Annotated in this window: 17 protein-coding genes; 8 read left to right on the plus strand and 9 right to left on the minus strand. The window is 62.4% G+C overall.

All coding sequences use genetic code 11. From position 1 onward, the window contains the following. Window positions 1–18: 18 nt before the first annotated feature. From JWR51_RS00510 to lhgO, 7 genes are all read left to right on the plus strand, one after another. Window positions 19–1,734: an ABC transporter substrate-binding protein gene (locus tag JWR51_RS00510; protein WP_299742148.1), complete on the plus strand. Its 1,716-nt coding sequence runs from the start codon at window positions 19–21 to the stop codon at window positions 1,732–1,734. Between the two features lie 66 nt (window positions 1,735–1,800). Further along, complete coding sequence (locus JWR51_RS00515) at window positions 1,801–2,787, plus strand: ABC transporter permease (RefSeq protein ID WP_299742150.1); 987 nt, start codon at window positions 1,801–1,803, stop codon at window positions 2,785–2,787. A 4-nt stretch (window positions 2,788–2,791) separates the two neighbouring features. Continuing rightward, complete coding sequence (locus tag JWR51_RS00520; protein ID WP_299742152.1) at window positions 2,792–3,715, plus strand: ABC transporter permease; 924 nt, start codon at window positions 2,792–2,794, stop codon at window positions 3,713–3,715. Next, complete coding sequence (locus JWR51_RS00525; RefSeq protein ID WP_299742154.1) at window positions 3,708–5,345, plus strand: ABC transporter ATP-binding protein; 1,638 nt, start codon at window positions 3,708–3,710, stop codon at window positions 5,343–5,345. The genes JWR51_RS00520 and JWR51_RS00525 overlap by 8 nt, the downstream gene beginning before the upstream one ends. Then, the gene (locus JWR51_RS00530) at window positions 5,342–6,418 is read left to right on the plus strand and encodes a TIM barrel protein (protein WP_299742156.1); all 1,077 of its coding nucleotides are present in this window, start codon (window positions 5,342–5,344) and stop codon (window positions 6,416–6,418) included. Before JWR51_RS00525 ends, JWR51_RS00530 begins: the two co-directional genes overlap by 4 nt. Window positions 6,419–6,426: 8 nt before the next feature. After that, window positions 6,427–7,212 carry a PIG-L family deacetylase gene (locus JWR51_RS00535; RefSeq protein ID WP_299742158.1) on the plus strand — a complete coding sequence of 262 codons (786 nt, stop codon included), beginning with the start codon at window positions 6,427–6,429 and terminating at the stop codon, window positions 7,210–7,212. Window positions 7,213–7,485: 273 nt separating this feature from the next. Continuing rightward, window positions 7,486–8,691, plus strand: a complete 1,206-nt coding sequence (lhgO, locus tag JWR51_RS00540; RefSeq protein ID WP_299742159.1) for an L-2-hydroxyglutarate oxidase — start codon at window positions 7,486–7,488, stop codon at window positions 8,689–8,691. A gap of 18 nt (window positions 8,692–8,709) precedes the next feature. Here lhgO and JWR51_RS00545 read toward each other — a convergent pair whose 3' ends face one another. The 3 genes from JWR51_RS00545 to JWR51_RS00555 form a co-directional block, all read right to left on the minus strand. Beyond that, window positions 8,710–9,390: a BTAD domain-containing putative transcriptional regulator gene (locus JWR51_RS00545; protein ID WP_299742161.1), complete on the minus strand. Its 681-nt coding sequence runs from the start codon at window positions 9,388–9,390 to the stop codon at window positions 8,710–8,712. Window positions 9,391–9,720: 330 nt separating this feature from the next. Beyond that, window positions 9,721–10,518, minus strand: coding sequence for a response regulator transcription factor (locus JWR51_RS00550; RefSeq protein ID WP_299742163.1), 798 nt, complete (start codon window positions 10,516–10,518; stop codon window positions 9,721–9,723). Window positions 10,519–11,194: 676 nt separating this feature from the next. Further along, a complete protein-coding gene (locus JWR51_RS00555; protein WP_299742164.1) occupies window positions 11,195–13,048 on the minus strand; it encodes a M10 family metallopeptidase C-terminal domain-containing protein in 1,854 nt (617 codons plus the stop codon). 456 nt (window positions 13,049–13,504) lie between these two features. Between JWR51_RS00555 and JWR51_RS00560 the strand changes: the two genes are divergently transcribed. Next, on the plus strand, window positions 13,505–15,058 hold the full coding sequence (locus tag JWR51_RS00560; protein WP_299742567.1) for an O-antigen translocase: 1,554 nt from the start codon (window positions 13,505–13,507) through the stop codon (window positions 15,056–15,058). A gap of 64 nt (window positions 15,059–15,122) precedes the next feature. On the opposite strand, the gene JWR51_RS00565 is transcribed toward JWR51_RS00560, so the two are convergent. From JWR51_RS00565 to JWR51_RS00590, 6 genes are read right to left on the minus strand one after another with little or no spacing between them, the layout of a single operon-like run. Then, entirely contained in the window at window positions 15,123–16,301 is a 1,179-nt protein-coding gene (locus JWR51_RS00565) for a DegT/DnrJ/EryC1/StrS family aminotransferase (protein ID WP_299742166.1), read from the minus strand. Continuing rightward, on the minus strand, window positions 16,298–17,272 hold the full coding sequence (locus JWR51_RS00570; RefSeq protein WP_299742168.1) for an NAD-dependent epimerase/dehydratase family protein: 975 nt from the start codon (window positions 17,270–17,272) through the stop codon (window positions 16,298–16,300). The genes JWR51_RS00565 and JWR51_RS00570 overlap by 4 nt, the downstream gene beginning before the upstream one ends. Window positions 17,273–17,302: 30 nt before the next feature. After that, window positions 17,303–17,989, minus strand: a complete 687-nt coding sequence (locus tag JWR51_RS00575) for an acyltransferase (protein ID WP_299742170.1) — start codon at window positions 17,987–17,989, stop codon at window positions 17,303–17,305. Continuing rightward, a complete protein-coding gene (locus tag JWR51_RS00580) occupies window positions 17,979–19,082 on the minus strand; it encodes a DegT/DnrJ/EryC1/StrS family aminotransferase (protein WP_299742172.1) in 1,104 nt (367 codons plus the stop codon). Before JWR51_RS00580 ends, JWR51_RS00575 begins: the two co-directional genes overlap by 11 nt. Continuing rightward, a complete protein-coding gene (locus JWR51_RS00585; RefSeq protein WP_299742175.1) occupies window positions 19,079–20,116 on the minus strand; it encodes a Gfo/Idh/MocA family oxidoreductase in 1,038 nt (345 codons plus the stop codon). Before JWR51_RS00585 ends, JWR51_RS00580 begins: the two co-directional genes overlap by 4 nt. Beyond that, window positions 20,113–20,610 (minus strand): acyltransferase, encoded by a 498-nt coding sequence (locus JWR51_RS00590; protein ID WP_299742178.1) that lies wholly within the window; start codon window positions 20,608–20,610, stop codon window positions 20,113–20,115. The genes JWR51_RS00585 and JWR51_RS00590 overlap by 4 nt, the downstream gene beginning before the upstream one ends. Window positions 20,611–20,736 lie beyond the last annotated feature (126 nt).

Consider the following 20,736-nt stretch of genomic DNA (forward strand, 5'->3'; position numbering starts at 1 on the left):
CTTTCCCCGGAGACAGATATGCACATCGACCCCCTGCCTAAGAAGCCCTTATCGGGCTGGTTTGGACGTTTGCACACAAGCCTGCGCGCCGTTGCTTTGGGTGCGCTGGCCACCGTTTCGGCCTTCGCAGTCACTGCCCCGGCTTTGGCCGAGGTGCCGCTCGACCAACTCGTGCGCGTCGTTGCCGAAGGCGGCAACAGTTTTACGCGCACCTTCAATCCGTTCTCGCCGACGGCCCGCTGGGTCAGCACCCGCACCATGTACGAGCCGCTGATGATCCAGAACTACGCCACCGGCAAGCTCGACCCCTGGCTTGCCACCGGCTTCGAATGGTCGGCTGATGCGCTGAGCCTGACCGTCACCCTGCGCGATGACGTCAAATGGTCGGACGGCCAACCGTTCAGCGCCGATGATGTCGTTTTCACCTTTAACCTGATGAAGGCCAATCCCGGGCTGATCGGCCCTGCGTCCGGCGCGTTCGATCAGTATCTGGCGAGCGTGGAGGCGGTTGATGCCAAGACGGTGAAATTCACCTTCTCGACCACCTATACGCCCGGCCTCTATTCGCTCGTCGACCAGTTCATCGTCCCCCAGCATGTCTGGAAGGACGTGACCGACCCGGTGACCTTCGAAAACCCCGATCCGGTCGCTACCGGGCCCTTTACCACTATCGATGCTTTCGGTACCGATCGCTACCAGGTGACGAAAAACCCGAACTACTGGCAGAAGCTGAACATCGAGGGCGTGTTCATCCAGGGCTTCAACGGCAACGACCAGGTCAGCGCCGCGACGCTGTCGGGCAACCTCGACTGGGGCGGGCTGGTGCCCGATCCCGACACCACGTTCGTGGCACTCGACCCCGAGCATTTCGGCTATTGGTGGCCGCGCACATCGGTCGTGATGCTGCAGGCCAATACCACGGTCGGCGCGCTCGCCGACCCGGTGGTTCGCAAGGCCATGAGCCTGGCGCTCGATCGTCAGCGCATGATCAATACTGGCGTCTGGGGCAAGTCCGTGCCCGCCAATGCGACGGGCCTGCCCGAAGGTCCGTTCAAGGACTGGATCGACCCCAAAGTCGTCGAGGAGGGCGCCAGCTGGATCAACATCGATCCCGATGCCGCCAACAAGATGCTCGACGACGCCGGCTACGCCAAGGGCGGCGACGGCATCCGCGTGGGCAAGGACGGCGCGTCGATGAAGTACGACATCATCGTACCCTCGGGCTGGAACGATTGGGTCTCGGCCAGCCAGATCGTTGCGGAAAACCTCAAGGACATCGGCATCGACGTCACCCTGCGCACGACCACGGCCGATAGCTGGACCAATTCGACCTTCACCGGCCAGTTCCAGCTCTCGCTCGGCAGCGCGCAGCGCACCGCCACCCCGTTCGAGTTCTATCGCAACAACATGGCCACCACTTCGGTCAAGCCCGTAGGCACGCCCTCGCCGAACAACCAGCAGCGCTATGGCGATCCAAAGGCCGATGAGCTGCTGGCCAAGTTCGCCGCCTCCACCGATGCGACCGAGCAGAAGTCCATCATCGCCGAGCTCGAAGCCATGTTCTCGGCGGCGGCGCCGGCCATCCCGCTCTACGAGCAGCCCGATTGGGGTCTCTACAACACGCGCCGCTTCACCGGGTTCCCCACCGAGCAGGACCAGTACGCGCCGCTCAGCCTGCAGATGACCAATGGTCCGCTGCTGGTCTGGCCACACCTCGAGCGGCGCGCCGAATAACCCGACCCTGACCTGAAGCCCTCGGGGCTCCCGCAAGCGGGGGCTCCACCTCCCGGAGGCCAAGTGATGCTCTACATTGCGAAGCGATTGGCGTTTTACCTGCTGGCGGCTTTCGTCGCCATCACCGTCAACTTCTTCCTGCCGCGCCTCACCCCGGGCGATCCGGCATCGACCATCGTGGCCACCTATTCGACCACGCTCAACGAAGCTTCGCTGAACGCGCTGAAGGCCGCCTATGGCCTCACCAACGAGCCGCTGTGGAGCCAGTACGTCACCTACCTCGGGAATATCCTGCATGGCGATTTCGGCCGCTCGCTATCCAACTTCCCGGCGCCGGTGACCGCCATCATCTCGGCCGGCTTCGGCTGGTCGATCCTGCTCGGGCTGACCTCAGTCCTCCTGAGTTTCGTCTTGGGATCGGCGCTGGGCGCACTCGCCGCCTGGCGGCGCGGTGGACTGTTCGACAAGCTGGCGCCGCCGGTGCTGCTGTTTCTCGGCTCGTTCCCCTACTTCTTTCTCGCCTTGCTGCTGTTCTACCTGTTCTGCTTCAAGCTGCAGTGGTTCCCGATGGGTAATGCCTATTCGAGCGTCAACCCGCCGCCATTCACCCTCAATGGCATTGGCGATGTCCTTTTCCACCTGATCGCTCCGGCCTTCACCATCGTGCTGGTGTCGCTCGGCCCGTGGACGCTCAACATGCGCAATGCCATGATTGGCGTGCTCAGCGAGGACTACCTGACCCTGGCCGAGGCCAAGGGCCTGAAGCCCCGCCGCGTGCTGTTCTCCCACGCTGTGCGCACTGCGCTATTGCCCAATGTCACCGCGCTCGGCGCCGCCATCGGTGGGGTGTTCTCCGGTCAATTGCTCACCGAGATCGTCTTCACCTATCCGGGCCTGGGCTATTCGCTGATGCGCGCCGTGAGTTCGGTGGATTACCCGCTGATGCAGGCGCTGTTCCTCATCATCACCCTATCGGTGCTGGTCGCCAACTTCGTGGTGGACACCGTCTACGTGCTGCTCGACCCGCGCGTCCGTACCGGGCAGGAGGCCTGACGCCATGGCGCTCTACGACACGCTCGCCAGTGCCCGCCGCAAGGCCTTCGGTTCCATCCCCGTCACCGTCGGCGCGGTGATCCTATTGATCCTCGTCGGCTCATCGGCACTGGCTCAGTGGATCGCCCCCTACAATCCCAAACGCGCCACCGGCGGCATCAACGAGTTTCCCTCGCTCAAGCACCTGTTCGGCACCACCGGGCAGGGCCAGGACGTCCTCAGCCAGTTCCTCTATGGCGGCCAGAACACGCTGTGGATCGCCTTCACCATCGCCGTGCTCACTACGCTATTGGCGCTGATCGTGGCGCTCACCGCCGCTTATTTCCGCGGCTGGGTCGACGACGTGCTGACGCTGGTCACCAATGTGTTCCTCGTCATTCCCAGCCTGCCGCTGATCGTGGTCCTTGCTGCTTTCCTGCCCCCCGGACCGCTGACCATGATCGCGGTCCTGACCATTACCGGCTGGGCCTTTGGCGCCCGCCTGTTCCGCTCGCAGGCCCTCAGCCTGCGCGAACGCGAATTCATCGCCGCGGCCGAGGATGTGGGCGAGCGCCGCTGGCGCATCGTTGCCATCGAGCTGCTGCCCAATATGGGCTCGGTCGTCGCCGCTTATTTCGTCAACCAGGTGATCTTTGCCATCACCGCTCAGGCTTCGCTCGAATTCCTCGGGCTCGGCGATGGCGGCCAGGTGACCTGGGGCTCGATGCTGTTCTGGGCACAAAATACCTCGGCGCTGATTCGAGGCGCGTGGTGGACTTTCGTCGTCCCCGGCATGGCCATCGCGCTCACCGCCTTTTCGCTGGCGCTGATCAACAACGCCGTCGACGAGCTCGGCAATCCGCGCCTCCGCGCCGACCGGCTGCTGCGCCGCGCCGGCGTCCGCAAATCGAGTGCCTCGCTCATGACCCCGGTGAAGCGCAATGCCTGACATCACCCCAGCCCTTGAGATCGTTGACCTCAGCGTCGGTTATGCCGGCGAAACCGGCATGGTTCCGGCCGTCGACGGCGTCTCGTTCAGCATCGCGCCCGGCGAGTTCATGGGCCTGGCCGGAGAATCGGGCTGCGGCAAGTCGACCATCGCCCAATCGATCCTGCGCCTGTTGCGCGCGCCCGGCATCATCACCGGCGGCGATATCCGCATCGCCGGTCACGATATGCTGACCTCCGATGAGGCCAAGGTCCGCGAGCTGCGCTGGCGCACCGCCTCGATCGTGCTGCAGAACTCGCTGACCTCGCTCAATCCGGTCAAGACCATCAAATGGCAGTTGCAGGAAGTGCTGGATCGCGGCGGCGGCAGCAAGAGCCCGGCCGAACTGCTGCAGATGGTCGATATCGACCCCCGGCGGCTCAACGCCTTCCCGCATGAGCTCAGCGGGGGCCAGCGCCAGCGCGTGGTCATCGCCATGGCGCTCGCCCTGTCACCGCAGCTTGTCATTCTTGATGAGCCCACGACCGCCCTCGACGTCATCGTCCAGCAGGAGATCTTCGTCACCGTCAAAGCGCTGCAACAGCAGATGGGCTTTGCCGTGCTGCTCATTACCCACGACCTGCCGCTGCTGTTCGATGTCGCCGACCGCATCGCCGTGATGAAGGATGGCAAGATCGTCGAAACCGCCACCGTCGAGGCCTTCCGCCGGCATCAGGAGCACCCGTATTCCCGCACCCTGCTGTCCGCCACCCCGCGCATCGATTTCGCCACTCCCGATGTCATCCGGCCCAAGGACGTGGCCCATCCGGTGCTCGAAACCGCCCATCTGGTCAAAGCCTATGGCACCAATCCGCTGACCGGCCGCTCCATGCTTATGGCCATCAACGACGTCTCGTTCCGCCTCGCCCCGCGCGAAATCGTCGCCTTGGTGGGCGCATCGGGCAGCGGCAAATCGACCTTCGGCCGCATGGTCACCGGCCTCACGCGGCCGAGTTCCGGCGACATTATTGTCGATGGCCACACCCCGGTCCCCGTCTCGCGCCGCAGGAAGAGCACGCCGCGCGCTGCCCAGATGGTGTTCCAGGATGTCTATGGTTCGCTCAACCCACTCCACACCATCGGTCACCACCTGCGCCGTGCCGTGATCTCTGCCCCGCATGCGCAAAAGGTCGATGTCGAAGCCCGCGTTGCCTCGCTCCTCACCGAAGTCGGCCTGACGCCGCCTGCAAGTTATCTCGACCGGCGCCCCCACGAACTCAGCGGCGGCCAGCGCCAGCGCGTCGGCCTCGCCCGGGCCCTCGCAGCGTCCCCCAAGCTGCTGGTTGCCGACGAGCCGGTGTCGATGCTCGACGTCTCGATCCGCCGCGATATCCTCAACCTCATCGCCCGCCTGCGCGATGAGCAGGGCGTCGCGGTGCTCTACATCACCCACGACATGGTCAGCGCAGGCTATATCGCCGACCGCATCGCGGTCATGCATCGCGGCCAGATCGTCGAGGAAGGCCCCGCCAAGGCCATCCTCATGCACCCCCAGCACGAATACACGCGCCGCCTTATCGCCGCCGTCCCCGGTGGCCTGGGCCTGCCCGACGGCCACACGGACAACCACCTGACAGAAGCCACAACATGACCACCACAATTCCTGAAATCCGTATCGGCATCGATGGCCGCAAATTCCCGCGTGCCGCCGAACTGGGCCCGATCAAGCTGCTCGAACGCTGCGCCGAGCTCGGCCATGCGGGGGTGTTTTTCCGCACAGTCCTCGATGTCTCGCCCGACCTCGATTGCGGGTTTTTGGCTGCCGTCAGGCAGCGCGCCGACGAGCTTGGGCTCTACCTAGAAATGGGGCTGGGCAAGATCAACCCCTACAACACAGCCGAAGCGCCCGAAGTGCGCGATATCGGCAAGGGCGACTACCTGCTCGGCATGACCCGCATGATCGAGGCCACCACCGAAATCGGCTGCACGGCGCTCTGGGGCGACACCGCCAACTACCAGCGCCACGACTGGGGCCTCCACGCCATCGATCGCTACCGCACCGACGTGGACTGGCCTGACCAGCTCGACGCTATCCGCAAGTTCCTGCTCAAGCTCAAGCCAGTGCTGGTTGACCACCACGCCGTCATTGCCGTCGAAACGCATGAGGAAATCACCACCGCTGAGATCGTCCGCCTGATCGAACAGGTTGGTTCCGACACGCTCGGCGTCACCCTTGATCTGGCCAATGTGGTGGTGCGCGGCGAAGATCCGGTGGCCGCCACGCGGCGCCTCGCCCCCTATGTGAAAAAGACACATATGCGCGACATCGTGCTGTTCCCCCGCCCGCATGGGCTGGAGCGGCAGACGCGCGCCTGCGGCGATGGCGTCATCGACTGGCAGGCGGTGCTTGGCGCCCTGTTTGATGCCGGCAGCTATCCCAACTTCACCATCGAGAACGTCTGGGGCTCGGACAAGAACCAGATCCCGTTGTTCGATCCCGATTGGCAGGCCCGCCAGCCCGACGCCGTGCTCGGCGAAATCCTCGAGTTGATCCGCCTCTCCCGCGCCTTCGAGGACGGCGCACGCGCCGGCACGATGATCGCGCCCGACGACTACTTTTCACCCAACCCCAGCCTCAACGAACTCGAAGGCTTTGTTACCCGCAGTGGCACGACCCTCAGGGCCGCAGCCGACGCCCTGCGGTCCCGAATCTCAAAGGAGTAATGCCCACAATGTCTTACCCGCTCAAAGTGCTGGTCGTCGAAGCGCATCCCGACGAGGCGGAAATGTATGCCGGCGGCACCATGCGCCGCCTCGCCGACCGCGGCGTCGCCGTCAAGTTCATGTCGCTCACCAATGGCGATGCCGGCCATTACCAGATGGACCGCGAGCCGCTGAAGCGCCGCCGCGCCCGCGAGGCCTATACCGCCGCCCGCCATCTCGGCGTGCTCGACTACGAGATTCTCGACAATCATGATGGCGAGCTGATGCCCGATCTGGCCGTCCGCACTGCCGTGATCTCGTCGATCCGCCGCTGGCAAGCCGATGTGGTCATCACCTTCCACGACGAATGCCCCGGCCATCTCGACAACCGCGCCGCCGGCCGCATCGTGCGCGAGGCCTCGGGCTTCTGCACCAATGGCAATATTTGCCCCGAAGTGCCCCCGCTGGCCCAGGCGCCGATCTGCCTGAAGATGATCGACTATGGCTCCCTCGACGTGCACCAGCACGACGTCGTCATCGATGTCGGCCCTTCGATCGACGCCAAGCTCAAGGCCTGCGCCGCCCATGCTACGCAGTTCTATGAGTTCGCCCCGTTCGAACGCGGTTTCATCGACGAGGCTCCCACGATCGGTAACTGGGCCGCCGAGCGCGCCTTCATTCTGAAATACTGGCCGGAATTCATGTATGCGCTGCCGGCAATGAGCGGCGGGCATCAGTTTGCCGAAAGCTTCCAGCTTGCCGACTACGGGCGCAAGACCAGCGTGGAGGACGTTCTGAAACTCTTCGCCTTGTGACACCAGGCGCAAGGGCCGCGGACCTTTAAGTCCGCAACGGCCACTGCTGAGCGCGAGTTCAGCGGTGGCTTGGCCATCTGCCCTATGTCACAGGCGCCGCCATTGATGGGCCGACCGGCGACCCGCGCCCGGCACCTCCAGCGTATCTTGATCACCTCACGAAGAACCCGCACTGTTCCGTCCGCTGTTCGGACTACGCCGATTTGGGGACGGCGGGGGTGCTGGTCAACGCGGCGGTGACGCTGCATTGTCAGGGCGTGAGGGAAGACCGGCTTGCGCTACGAATTTTGTATCATCGGCGGCGGGATTGTGGGGCTGGCGACGGCGCGAGCACTGCTGCGGGCACGGCCGGGCGCGAGCCTTGTGGTGCTGGAAAAAGAGGCTGCGCTTGGTCTGCATCAAACCGGACGTAATTCGGGCGTGATCCATTCGGGCATCTATTATGCTCCGGGCAGCTTGAAGGCGCTGCTCTGTGCGGAAGGCATGGTGCGCACCAAACAGTATTGCCACGCCCACGGCATCGCCTTTGAGGAACGCGGCAAGCTGATCGTCGCCACTTCGCCGGTCGAAGTCGAGCGGCTGGCAAAGCTGGAAGCGCGGGCGGCCGCCAACGGAATCGCCATAGAAGTGCTGTCGCCAACCGACATTGCCGTGCGGGAGCCAGATATAGTGGGCCTGCGTGGCGTGCTGGTGCCCAGCGCAGCCATCGTCGACTACAAGCGGGTGCTGGGGGCGCTGGCCCAGGACATCAGGCGGGCCGGGGCGGAGATCCGCTTCGGGGTCGCGCCAACCAGGATTTTTGAGGAAGCAGGCGGCGTCACGATCGACACTATGGACGGCTCGCTACAGGCAGATCAGCTTGTGGCGTGCGCGGGGCTGCAATCGGACCGCGTCGCGCGGCTGGCCGGGCTCGACATTGATTTCGCGATCGTACCGTTCCGGGGCGAATATTATCGCCTGGCGCCACGGCGCGACAACCTGGTGCGGGCCATGATTTACCCCGTGCCTGACCCAAGCCTGCCATTCCTGGGGATTCACCTGACGCCGATGATCGATGGCGGCATCAGCGTCGGCCCCAATGCGGTGCTGGGGTTGGCGCGAGAGGGTTATGCCAAAGGGCAATTTTCGCTTCGTGATATGGCCCAAATGGCCACTTTCCCCGGGTTTTGGCGCACAATGGGCCGCAATCTGCGGTCGGGCGTCGATGAGATGGCTGACAGCCTCTTTCGCCGCCGCTATCTGGCGGCCTGCCGGAAATATTGCCCAGAACTGGAGCTTGAGGACCTGACGCCGATGCCGGCTGGTATCCGCGCGCAGGCCGTCCGCCGGGACGGTACCATGGTGCAGGATTTTCTGTTCATCGAGGCCGGCCGCATGCTGCATGTGTGCAATGCGCCGTCGCCGGCCGCCACTTCGGCCCTGCCGATCGGGGAGCGCATTGCCCAAAGGGTGCTATCGCCCGAACACGCGCACGCCTGAGGCAGGCGCGTGCCCCGGCTAGTTGGCCGGCGCTCGACTGATCAAGCGCTGATAGAGCCGGACAGTCTCCTCGTCGGGGTCAACGCCCAGCTCATTGCGCAAGCGGCGCACGCACTCCTCGTAGAGCAGGCGCAAGGAGGAAAACTGCCCATTGGCCGCAGCGTCATACATCAGGGCCCGATGGGCGCCTTCATGATAGGGATCCACTTGCAGCAGCCGCTTGGCGCAGAATTGGCGATGATGGGCCGTTAGCGGGCTGTCGGGCAATACCGCCCGCGAAATGGCGCTAACGAAATCGTAGCGCAGCGCCGAACGCTTGTAGGACAGCCATTCCTCAAAGCCTTCGCCTGCCGCGCGCAGCGACCCCAGCAGTTCACCATTGTAGATATCGCACATCCGCACCCACGCCCGGGGCGTTGGATTGGCGGCAAGTTCGACGAACTCGGCAAGATCGAAATAGATATGCTCGCTTAAAGTAAGCCAAGCCATGTTCGGATCGGTTGCCAATAGATGCAGGTCGTTCTCGTCCTGGAAGCGACGTATGCGAACGAGAGACTGCCTTATATCGGCGCTAGCCTGCTCCGAACCGCCATCCGACCAGATCAAATCTCCGACGCGCCGGCGCATGACCGGTTTGCCGCGTCCCTCAAGCAGGACGTAGACCAAAAAGCGCAAGAAATTGACCGGCGGATTGACCAAACGTCCTCCCACCGATACGTGGCAATCGCCAAAAGTCAGTATGGATATCTTAGGTGTACTGCTCGTAATCATCTAAAGTGACAATCTGTGCAACGCACTCTTCAACATCAGCCAGTAACGTGGCTCACGCACCGGCCGGGTGGAGAGCCACGCTGCGACTTTAGTTCACAGGCGGAATTTAATGAAAATCTCTGCAAAAAGCGAGCAGAATCAACTAAATCGATGATCAACTCTTTCGGACCGTCGCAATGCATATAAAGCCGTTCACTTTATCGACTTCATATGAACCGCGAACGGTCGTAGCTGGTTGCCGATTTATTTGCCAGGCACCTAAATTTCCCGGGCTGTTACTGGCATGACGCCGGTCGATTGGTTGGGCACATAGCTCGGCCTGCGGTCGAAAGACCTGAACACGGCGGCGGCCTGGGTCCTGTTGTGGACCTTGAGCTTGCGGATGATATTGTGCACGTGCACCTTCACGGTGTGCTCGGACAATTCCATCTTGACCGCGATGATCTTGTTCTGCAGGCCATCCGACATCAACTCGAGCACTTCGGCTTCGCGGCTGGACAGCACGCCGGCCCCGTCGACCTCAGGCTGGTCGCCGCCGGTGTGTTGGCTGCGACGCGTGAGGAACCCCCGAGCGGCAGATCGTGGACTGACGACACTTGGGAAATATTCGCCACCATTGAGCAGGAGCCAAATGGTAGCAAGCCAGACATTGATCTGCAGATTAAACGGCACGAGACCCTGGATAGCCCGCTCGGCCACCACTGCCCGCAGGGCGGGATCTTCGTTCCAGCCGCTCTCCACCATTAACGCTATCGGTGTATTCGGATAGCGTTCGCGGCATTGCCCGATGACATTGGCGACGTTGCGGAACGCGAACGCGTCCAACAGGATTAGGCGTGGCAGATAGACTTCGTCATCGTCATCCGGCAACTGGTTTGACAGTGTAATGCCTACTCGCGGGAAACATTGCTGAGCAGACTTAAGCAGGCTTTGGAAAGTCACGCCTGTATCGGCCAGTATGAGAATGCCGTCGCGGCCGTCGGCATCTTGGGATGGTGTAGTGTGCCAAACGGCATAGATTCCCTGTTCGGTACTAAGGCTGGTTACTTCAGACATTTGCGCCCCCGAATTGTGCGTTTATTTACGTTAAGTAGTTCAGCCGCAATTTAATGGAACATAGTTTGCGTGACTCGCCCGTGACTCTCCGCCCAGATGAATTAGGCTGGTTTAAGGCGTTCGGGTATTGATGAGAGCCTTGTTTGGAGGCTTTTGCTACTTGCCAGAACTGGCGACTTGACAGGTTTCCGCGGCGCGGAAAACGCCGTTATTTTCCATATATATCAGTAGGTTACCTATCAGGAGCTACGCACAATCACCTGCTTTGGCGCGTGAACGGCTGCGCATGGAGGCGGCCAAGTTTCCACGGAGTCCGTACGCTGCCGCACCAATTGTGGTAGCGCTGCGGCGCCGGAAGATTTGTGAATGTTTAGTTAAAGCGGCTCGATCACGCGGAAGTGCATCCGCTTTTGGCCCCGATACTTGAGTTTGACTGTAAGGGGCAGTTTCGATCGATATCGACGATGCTGAGCCGCAATATCCGGTCCCGCGGCAGGACGTCCGGGCGGCGGGTAGTCCATATGGGCGCGTTTTCAACGTTTGCGGCGATGGGCGCTACGGCGCCCGCAGTAATACCTTCGAGTGGAGTAACGCCTGGCAGCCGATCGGCCTACGGCGGACGTCAAGGATCTGGAGGCGGAGGGCTCGCCAGCCCTCCGCTCAATGGAAGTGCCGACTACATAATGAAGTCGCCGCTGCCGAGATGGATTTGCCCGGTGAGCTGGATCTCGAAGTCATGGACCCCGTCACCGTTCATATCACCCTGGACGATCGTCTGATTGTGGGCCGCATCGATGTGCCATGCGACCTGGCCAGCCTTGTGGGTAAAGAGCTGGTCGTCGATAGCAAGGAAGCTGAACGCCTGATCGCCGCTCAGTTTGCCGTTGGCGTCGATCGCCGACAGATCGATCTTGTCCTGGCCCTTGACGAAGTCGGTGATCACATCACGCGACATCGCATTGGTGCCCATGTCCGACACCGCCTTGAACAGGAAGGTATCGTTGCCAGTGCCACCGGTCATGACGTCGCGCCCGGCCCCACCGTAAATGGTGTCATGCCCGGCTTCGCCTTTGAGCACGTCGTTGCCGGCCTTGCCGTCGATGTAGTTGTTACGAGCATCGCCCGTCAGCCGGTCTACGCCCGATGTACCGGTCAGCTTGATCAAGCCGGTGTCTGGCGTCGTCGTGGGGGGCGGGGTCGTCGTGCCACCACTGGGAGGCGTTGGTGTGCTCGGCGTTGTCGCTCCGGCACCGATGAAGTCGCTGGCCTTGAGGTTGAGCAGGCCCTTCAGTTCGATCTCGAAATCGTGGACGCCGTCACCGTTGATATCGCCCTGGATGACGGTCCGGCCCGTTGCGGCCTCGGTGTGCCAGGCCAGTTCACCGGCTGTCTTGGTAAAGCTGGCGTCGTTGCCGGCGATGAAGGTGAAGTCCTGGTTGCCAGCGAGTTTGCTATTGGCGTCGATGGCCGACAGGTCGATCTTGTCCTGGCCCTGGGTAAAGTCGGTAATGACGTCCCGCGCACCGGCACGCGTCCCCATATCGGCGACACTGCCGAACGCGAAGGTATCGTTACCCGCGCCCCCGGTCAGCACGTCATAGCCCGCGCCGCCCGTGATGGTATCGTTGCCAGCCATGCCATTGATCGTATCGTTGCCGGCCTTGCCGCTGATGGCATTGCTCGCGCTATCGCCGGTGAGAGCATCGGCACCGTCGGTGGGCGTGTTCGTTGCTGGCGGCGTGACTGGTGGTGAGACGACCGGCGGTGAGGTGACCGGTGGAATGGGCGTCGAACCACCCGAGCCCTGGTTGCCCAGTTGTGCGGCCAATGCATCGCCGTCGTTGACGTTGCCCGTATACACAGGGTTGGCGGCCGCGAAGTAGGTGTCGCCCCATTGGCCTGAGCCAATATGATTGTTGGTGACTTGCACATTCTCCGTGCCATTGCCATCAAGCCCGGTGACGTAGACCGTGTATCCGCCGCCGGTCAGCAGGTTGTTGTTCACCACCACGTTTGAGGTGTGTCCGAAGAAGTCGTCGATCATCACCGCGGCCGTTTGCCCGTGGTCGTTGATGACCGAGTTGTGCTCGATCCTGATATCGGAGACACCGCCGTCGACCTGGATACCGTCGTAGTGGGAGTCAGAAGTACCGCCGAGGTCGTGGATATAGTTGTCCTGGATCAGGACATGGTCACCGGTGACATTGATACCGTCTGCCACGCCAGAGATGTCGTTGCCGATAAACTTGCCATAGCCGGAAATGCCCTGACCACCGGCATTGAGCCCGTTGATATCGCAGTTCTGGACAATGACTCCGTCGCTGCCATTCCTGATCTGCACCACCGCGAAGCTGCTCGAAGTGATCTTGCAGTTCTGCAAGGTGACGTTGTCGGCATCGATATAGACGCTACCGGTGATGTTGAGACCCGAGAGCACTGTGCCCGCCTTGGTGACGACGATGTCTCCGGAGGGGAGAAGTTTCACGCCGTCAGGGACGCCGGTGGTGGTTGCATCTGGCCATACTGCCATCTGATGTTCCTTTGGTTGTTATCACGAGAGCGTGTTTGACGTCCAAATTGGGCTGTCGAGAGGCCAAGACGGCTTAAAGGGCCCGCAAACTGCCCTATTGCGGCCTCAATTCCGTAAGCGATAAAACGGGGGGCAAACAAGTAACTGAGGAATCAGCAGAAAACAGAGGTCGATTCGTTTTGGATGATTATGGTTAAAATCATCTTAATGTACGAATATTCCGGGCGTCCCCGCAAATGTGATCAATTCGCAACACTTTTATGCAAGTATCCACAAACAAGGTGCCGGATACATCAAAAGGATTACTGCGTTTGATCGCGCATACATCGTTCGGGCTATCTCGTTGGTCGCAGAATACATTTTCGCTGATTGTAGGCGGCCTTACGGTTTGAGAGGCTCAAAGCCGCGCGAAAAAAATCTGAGAGGATTGTGGTGGGCAAGGACACAATTAGGTCGGTGACGCCCGACGCTGGGTCGGCGACCTCTGCCTCGCGATACGGGGACATCATCAAGTCGACCTCGCTGATCGGCGCGTCCTCGATCGTCAATATCGCCATGTCGGTGATCCGGCTCAAAGTGCTGGCCGTCTATCTCGGGCCCGGCGGCATCGCGCTGTTCGGGATCTACAACGTCATTGTCGATCTTGCGGTCGCGCTGGCCGGCCTGGGCGTCCAGTCCAGCGGGGTCAGGCAGGTTGCGGTGTCCGTGTCGAGCGATGACCAGGCCAAGGTGGCGCGGGTCGCGCGCGTGCTGACCCTGACGTCATGGGTGTTGGGTGCGCTGGGTGCGGCGCTGTTGATCGCATTGGCCGGACCGATATCCCAATTGTCTTTCGGCAGCGAGGCGCATGCATGGGGTGTCGTGTTGCTGGGCCTGGCGGTGCTGTTGCGCATCGTGGCCGGTGCACCGGCCGCCCTGATCCAGGGCCACCGGCGCATCGGCGACATGGCGCGAGTGGCGGTGGTGGGCGCCGTGCTCAACACCGCTGCGGCCATTCCATTGGTTTACTTCTTTGGCGAGGCCGGCATCGTGCCCTCGATCATCGCCGTGGCGCTGACCTCGTGGCTGGCCGCCCAATGGTATGGCCGCAAGATCGTGCTGCCCAGGACCAAGCTGTCATGGTCGGACTTTACCGCCGAAACCCGGCTGCTGCTGCAATTGGGCTTCGCCTTCATGGCGAGCGGCCTTCTCGCCGCAGCATCGGCATTCTTGATCCGCATCTTCATCGTCCAGCAGAACGGTGTTGAAGCGGCCGGCAATTACCAGGCGGCCTGGGCGCTGGGCGGCATCTATGTGGGCTTTATCCTCCAGGCCATGGGCGCCGATTTCTATCCGCGCCTGTCGGCTGTGGCCGACGACAATGTGGCATGCACCCGCATGGTCAACGAGCAGTCGCGCATCAGTATCCTCCTGGCCGGTCCGGGACTGTTGGCCACGCTGGCGCTGTCCCCGCTGGTCATGGCCGTGTTCTACTCCACCCAGTTTGCCGATGCGGTGCCGGTGCTGCGCTGGTTCTGCCTGGGCATGTTGCTGCGCGTGATCGCCTGGCCGATGGGGTTCGTCATTCTGGCCAAAGGCAATCAGAAGATGTTCTTCTGGACCGAACTCGCCGCCACCGTGGTGCAGCTTGGACTCGTCTGGGTTCTGCTGCGTGTGGTGGGTCTGGCCGGCGCCGGCATCGCCTTTGTGGGGCTTTATGTCTGGCATGGCGTGCTGATCTATTATCTGGTGCGGCGGATAAGCGGCTTTCGCTGGTCGCACGAGAACCTGTTACTCATCGCCATGTTCGTGGGTCTTACGGGATTAACGCTGATCGCGGTCGAGCTGCTGCCGTTCTGGTCGGGGCTCGGCGTGGCGCTGATCGGCACGGCCATCGGAAGCTGGTTTTCGCTGGCCCAGCTTGTCCGCCTGGTGCCGCGGCAATGGATACCCTCGAGGTTGCAGCCGCTGGTCTATTTTGTACTGCGGCATGAGCCGCAAATGGCAGCGCCCGCGACCGACCGCGTGTAAGGCGCAAAAACTTAGGTCCACGCCCGTGAGGGTGTGGACCTAATAAAAGACGATATCGCTTGGTCTAGAATGCGTGCTCGGGAACCCGAGCCAGGGCCTGGCCTAACTCGCTCGCCACATAGCCCACATCGTCCTCGCTCATCTGGACGAACAGCGGCAGCATGATCGCGGTGCGTTGGGCGGCTTCCGAACGGGCGAGGGAACCGTGGATGCGATAGTTGCCGCGCTCGCCATAGGCCGGCTCCAGATGGGAATTCATCACGCCGCGGCGGGTCGAAATGCCACGATCGAGCATGACCTGCATGACATTTGCCTGGTCCGCTTCGGCTGGCAAGGTCACGCAGTAACTTTGCCAATTGCTACGCGCCCAGTTCGGCTCGGTCGGCGGACGCAGACCATCGATGCGCGACAGCAGGGACGTATAGAGCGCCCCGAGCTTGCGCCGGGCGGCGATGATTTCCGGCAGGCGGGTAAGCTGTACCCGGCCGATGGCGGCCTGCAGATCGGTCATGCGATAGTTGAACCCGACCTCGTCATAGCTCTCGAAGATCACCTGACGGGAACCATGCCGCACGGTATCGGGCACCGTCATGGCATGCTGGCGCAGCAGGCGAAACTTTCGGTCATAATCCGGGTTGGCGGTGGTCAGCATGCCGCCGTCGCCGGTGGTGACGACCTTGCGCGGGTGAAACGAGAAGCACGCAATATCGGCATGCGGCTTGCCGATGCGCTCCCAATTGCCATTCCACAACATCTCGCTGCCGATGGCGCAGGCCGCGTCCTCGATCAACGTGATGCCATGTTGGCGGGCGATCGGCACGATACGCGCCAGGTCGCACGGCATGCCCAACTGGTGCACGACGATGATGGCCTTGGTACGCGCCGTGATGGCTGCGGCGATCTGGTCGGGGTCGATATTAAAGCCGTGGGCCTCGATATCGACGAAGACCGGCGTCGCGCCGCAATAGCGGATGGCATTGGCGGTGGCGATAAAGGAGTGGCTGACGGTGATGACTTCATCGCCCTGCTCAACCCCAGCCGCGATCAGCGCCAGATGCAGTGCCGTCGTGCAGTTGGAGACGGCGCACGCAAACGGGGCGTTCACGTAGGCGGCGAATTCCTGCTCGAACTTGGCGACTTCGGGGCCTTGGGTTACCCAGCCGGAGAGGATCACCCGTCGCGCGGCTTCCACTTCGAGCTCGTCGAGAACGGGCTTGGCGACGGGTATCTGACGCGTGCTCATGCGACATCGCTCCGCTGCGGCATGCGTTCGGCCCGCCACCAGGACACCAGGTCTGCCATGCCCTCCTCGATGGAAATCTCGGCTCGGAAGCCAATCTCGCGTTCGGCCTTTTCGGTCGACGCCAGGCGCCGGGCGACCGGATTGACCTTGCGGGCGGCTTCGTGGATCGGCGTGAGGGAAGAGCCCATGACACCGAGCAGGATGCGCGCGAGGTCGCTGAGGCTGGTCTCGGTTCCGCTCGCCACATTGAACACGGCGTCGGATGCGCTCGACTTTGCCGCGAGCACGTTGGCACGGGCAATATCGCGCACATGCACAAAGTCCATGGTCTGCGTGCCATCGCCCATGATGATCGGGGGCAAGCCTGCGGCGATGCGCTCCATCCAGCGGATCAGCACCTCGGTATAGGCGCCGTAGACATCCATGCGTGGCCCATAGACGTTGAAATAGCGCAACGCCACGTAATCGAGGCCGTACATTTCGTTGAAGCTGCGGAGCAGGGTCTCGTTATAGGTCTTGGCGGCGCCATAGATGGTGCGGTTGTTATAAGGATGGTGCTGTTCGGTGGTGGGGAAGACGTCGGCCGCACCCAGCACCGAGGCCGAAGAGGCAGCCACTAGCCTTTTGACCTTGGCGGCGACGGCCGCTTCCAGCACATTGAAAGTGCCGGTGGCCAGCACGTCATGAGCCAGGCGTGGGTCCTCGGCGCATTGGGTGATGCGGATGGCGGCTTGGTGAAAGACGATATCGATCCCCGCCATGGTCTTGGCCAGCAGGTCGATGTCGCGGATGTCGCCGGTGACAATAGTGATGGGCGCAATGGCCTGGGCCGCGGCAAGGTTTTCCAGCCGGCCGCGCACGAAATTATCGTACACGACAATCTCGGCGGGCGCGTCAGCGGCCACCAGGTCGGCGATGTGCGAGCCGATCAGGCCCGCTCCACCGGTGATGAGTATCCGCTTGCCTTGCATGACATGTGTCCTTTCTTATCGGGTAGGGCGTTACTTGGCGTCCTTGCGGTGACGCAGCACGCGGGCCGGCACTCCGGCCGCTATCGCGTAGGCGGGAATATCGGTGGTCACCACGGCCCCGGCGCCGATAATGGCGCCCTCGCCGATGCTGACGCCGGGCAGGATGGTGGCATTGGTGCCGATATCGGCGCCGGCCCCGATGCGAACCGGCTTGATTTCCAGATCGGTGGTGATGACCGGCTCGCTGACCGGCATGCCGGTGTGTTGCGAACCCAGCACTTTGGCGCCGGGACCCCAGCCCACATAGTCTCCCAGGATGAGGTTGCGGGCGTCGAAATAGGCGTGCGGACCAATCCACACATGATCGCCGATGATGCAGGTGCCATCATGCCGGCCCTGGATATAGGCGCCGGTGCCGATGAACACATTGGCGCCGATCTCGAAGGTTTCGATATTGCGGAAACCAGCCTGGCTACCAACCTGCAGGCCGGAGCCGCAGCTCCTGGCGGCGGTTTTCCAGATCGCCCGGCGCATCAGGGCATCGAGCTTGCCCTCGCCGACGGCAAAGCGGGCATAAACGTCCTGCAGCGAGTCGGTGCCATAATTGCTTGCCAACCAGTCGGCCAGGCCATCCTCGAATTGCGGATCGTCCGCGATGGCGCGGCGCCCGTGGATCGAGGTGGTCCGGCGGCCGGTTTCGATCGATTCAACTGACATAGGCATCCTGCTTTACGAGTTCGGCGACAATCTCCACGTCTCGCAGACTGAGCTCCGGGTAAAGCGGGAGCGAAAGCACGCTGTTGGCGGCAGCCTCCGCGGCGGGGAAATCGCCGGGTCCATGACCCAGATCCGCGTAGGCGGGCTGCAGGTGCACCGGGATGGGGTAGTGCAGGCCGGTCTCGACGCCTTCCGCCAGCAGGAACTTTTGCAACTGGCCGCGGTCACGCGTGCGCACGGCGAAGACGTGCCAGACATGACGGCGACCGTGCGCTTCCCGTGGAACCTCGACGGGTGCATGCGCCAGCAGGCTGGTATAGAGCCGTGCCCGTGTACGGCGGGCTTCGGTCCAGGCCTCAAGATGGCGCAGCTTGACCCGCAGAATGGCGCCCTGGATGGCATCCATGCGGTAATTATAGCCCTGCGTCACATGGTGATAGCGCCGATCCTGGCCCCAATCGCGCAGCATGCGCATCTGCTGGGCCTGTTTGTCGTCGCCGGTGACGATGATGCCACCCTCGCCACACGCCCCCAGGTTCTTGCCCGGATAAAAGCTGAAGCAGCCGGAGATTCCCAAGCTGCCAGCGCGTTGGCCCCCGTAGGTCGCTCCGTGCGCCTGGCACGCATCCTCGATAACCGCCAGGCCATGCTTGGCCGCAATTTGCAGGATCGGGTCCATATCGGCCATCTGGCCATAGAGATGAACGGGAACGATGGCCCGGGTCCGCGGCGTGATGGCCCGCTCGATCTGGTTTGCATCGATGTTGAAAGTCACGGGATCGATATCGACGAAAACCGGCCGTGCCCCGATATAGCTGATGGCGGCTGCAGTTGCCACGAAGGTGAAGGGGGTGGTGATAACCTCATCGCCCGGCCCCACGCCGGCGGCGATCAAGGACAGATGCAGCGCACTGGTGCCGGTATTGACCGCAATGGCATGGCGGGTGCCGCAATAGGCGGCGAACTCTTCTTCGAGCGCGGCCACTTCCTCGCCGAGCACATAGCGGCCGGACCGGAGCACCTTGAGCGCGGCGGCCTCCAGCTCGGGCTGGATCGTGGCATACTGCGCCTTGATATCGAGAAACGGGATCATGCGAGAACGCGCTCCTTGGGGAGTTCAACCAGGTTGCCGCCTTGCGCCATCGAACGACTGGCCGCTTCCAGAATGCGCACCACACGCAGGCCGGCCTCGCCATTGGCGGTGGGCTGAGTGCCCTGCTCGACGCAGCCAATGAATTCGGCGAGTTCGGAGCCGAGCGCCTCGGTTACGTTGAGCTGAGGCGCGTACATGTCGCCGGTGCGATAGCCGATGCGCATCTGGTTCTTCCGCTCGCCCGCCTGAGGCGCCATGGGATCCAGCGTGATGCCGCTGTCGTAGATCTTGATCTTTTCGCTGGGCTCGAGATCGTCATAGACGACCATCTTGTTGCTCCCACCCACCAGGGTACGCCGGATCTTGACCGGAGCGAGCCAGTTGACGTGCACATGGGCGATGAGCTTGCAGTCGAAATGCAGGTTCAGATAGGCAATGTTCTCGGGCGAGCCGGCAACGTGCGACATGCCGATGGCCGAGACGGCGCGCGGACGCTCGTTGAGTACGAAATCCATGATCGACAGGTCGTGTACCGCCAGGTCCCACATCACGCTGACATCGTGCTGGAACAGGCCCAAATTGACCCGGACGGAGTCGTAATAGTAGACGTCGCCTAAATCCTTGCGGATCACGTCGCGCAGTTTCTTGACCGCCCCGGTGTGGATGAAGGTGTGGTCGACGGCCACGGTCAGCCCACGCCGGTCGGCCTCCTCGATCAGGCGTTCCGCCTGTTCTGCAGTGGAGGTGATGGGCTTTTCGACGAACACGCTCTTGCCGGCGCGCAATGCGCGCATGGCCAGGTTGAAATGGGTCGAGACGGGGGTAGCTATCGCCACCGCGTGAACCTTGGGGTCGTTCAGCACCGCCTCGAAGTCTTCGGTGATCTGCACGGCCGGGTAACGGGTGCGCAGCCGGGCCAGCCGCTCGGTCTGCAGGTCGCAGACCCAACGAAGATCGACATTTGGGATGTCCGAGAAGTTGCGGACGAGATTTGGCCCCCAATAGCCGTAGCCGATAACGCCGACGCCGATCATTGATGCAGCCTTTCATGTTGCGGAAGCGAGGAATTGGCGGACGGGAGCACTCGAGCGGGAACGCCCGCCACCACGGCGCCCGCCGGCACGTCGCGCGTGACCACCGCGCCGGCGCCCACCAGGGCGCCCTCGCCGATCGTCAGGCCGGGAAGAATGGTGGCATTACTGCCGATGGAGGCATTGGCCCGCACGATCGTGGGCACGACGGCCCAATCGTCGCTGCCCTGCAGCTCGCCATCGTCGTTGGTTGCCCTTGGATAAATGTCGTTGGTGAACATCACGCCGTGGCCGATGAACACCCCATCCTCGATGGTGACGCCCTCGCAGATAAAGCTGTGGCTGGAAATCTTGCAGTTGCGCCCGATCGAGACGTTCTTTTGAACCTCCACAAAGGCGCCGATCCGGCTGCCTGGGCCGATCGAACAGTCGTACAAGTTGACGAGCTCAGGCTGGTGGATCACCACCCCTTCGCCCAGCGAGACCCGCTTCAACATCGGTTACCCCTGGAATAAGAGCCGGCCTCCGCAAGGCGAAGGTATTGGCCTAGGGTGAAGCTAGCAGGGCCAGTGATCGCGGCAATTTCCCAATCGAGCTATGGAGTTACCTCCCTTTCAGGGGCA

Source organism: Devosia sp. (genome assembly GCF_028290625.1).
Taxonomy (GTDB): domain Bacteria; phylum Pseudomonadota; class Alphaproteobacteria; order Rhizobiales; family Devosiaceae; genus Devosia.

Bases quoted from the DNA above. Each gene is read 5' to 3' on its own strand.
- JWR51_RS00510 (WP_299742148.1), top strand. From the start codon at position 19: ATGCACATCGACCCCCTGCCTAAGAAGCCCTTATCGGGCTGGTTTGGA.
- JWR51_RS00515 (WP_299742150.1), top strand. From the start codon at position 1,801: ATGCTCTACATTGCGAAGCGATTGGCGTTTTACCTGCTGGCGGCTTTC.
- JWR51_RS00520 (WP_299742152.1), top strand. From the start codon at position 2,792: ATGGCGCTCTACGACACGCTCGCCAGTGCCCGCCGCAAGGCCTTCGGT.
- JWR51_RS00525 (WP_299742154.1), top strand. From the start codon at position 3,708: ATGCCTGACATCACCCCAGCCCTTGAGATCGTTGACCTCAGCGTCGGT.
- JWR51_RS00530 (WP_299742156.1), top strand. From the start codon at position 5,342: ATGACCACCACAATTCCTGAAATCCGTATCGGCATCGATGGCCGCAAA.
- JWR51_RS00535 (WP_299742158.1), top strand. From the start codon at position 6,427: ATGTCTTACCCGCTCAAAGTGCTGGTCGTCGAAGCGCATCCCGACGAG.
- JWR51_RS00550 (WP_299742163.1), bottom strand. From the start codon at position 10,518: ATGTCTGAAGTAACCAGCCTTAGTACCGAACAGGGAATCTATGCCGTT.
- JWR51_RS00555 (WP_299742164.1), bottom strand. From the start codon at position 13,048: ATGGCAGTATGGCCAGATGCAACCACCACCGGCGTCCCTGACGGCGTG.
- JWR51_RS00565 (WP_299742166.1), bottom strand. From the start codon at position 16,301: ATGAGCACGCGTCAGATACCCGTCGCCAAGCCCGTTCTCGACGAGCTC.
- JWR51_RS00570 (WP_299742168.1), bottom strand. From the start codon at position 17,272: ATGCAAGGCAAGCGGATACTCATCACCGGTGGAGCGGGCCTGATCGGC.
- JWR51_RS00575 (WP_299742170.1), bottom strand. From the start codon at position 17,989: ATGTCAGTTGAATCGATCGAAACCGGCCGCCGGACCACCTCGATCCAC.
- JWR51_RS00580 (WP_299742172.1), bottom strand. From the start codon at position 19,082: ATGATCCCGTTTCTCGATATCAAGGCGCAGTATGCCACGATCCAGCCC.
- JWR51_RS00585 (WP_299742175.1), bottom strand. From the start codon at position 20,116: ATGATCGGCGTCGGCGTTATCGGCTACGGCTATTGGGGGCCAAATCTC.
- JWR51_RS00590 (WP_299742178.1), bottom strand. From the start codon at position 20,610: ATGTTGAAGCGGGTCTCGCTGGGCGAAGGGGTGGTGATCCACCAGCCT.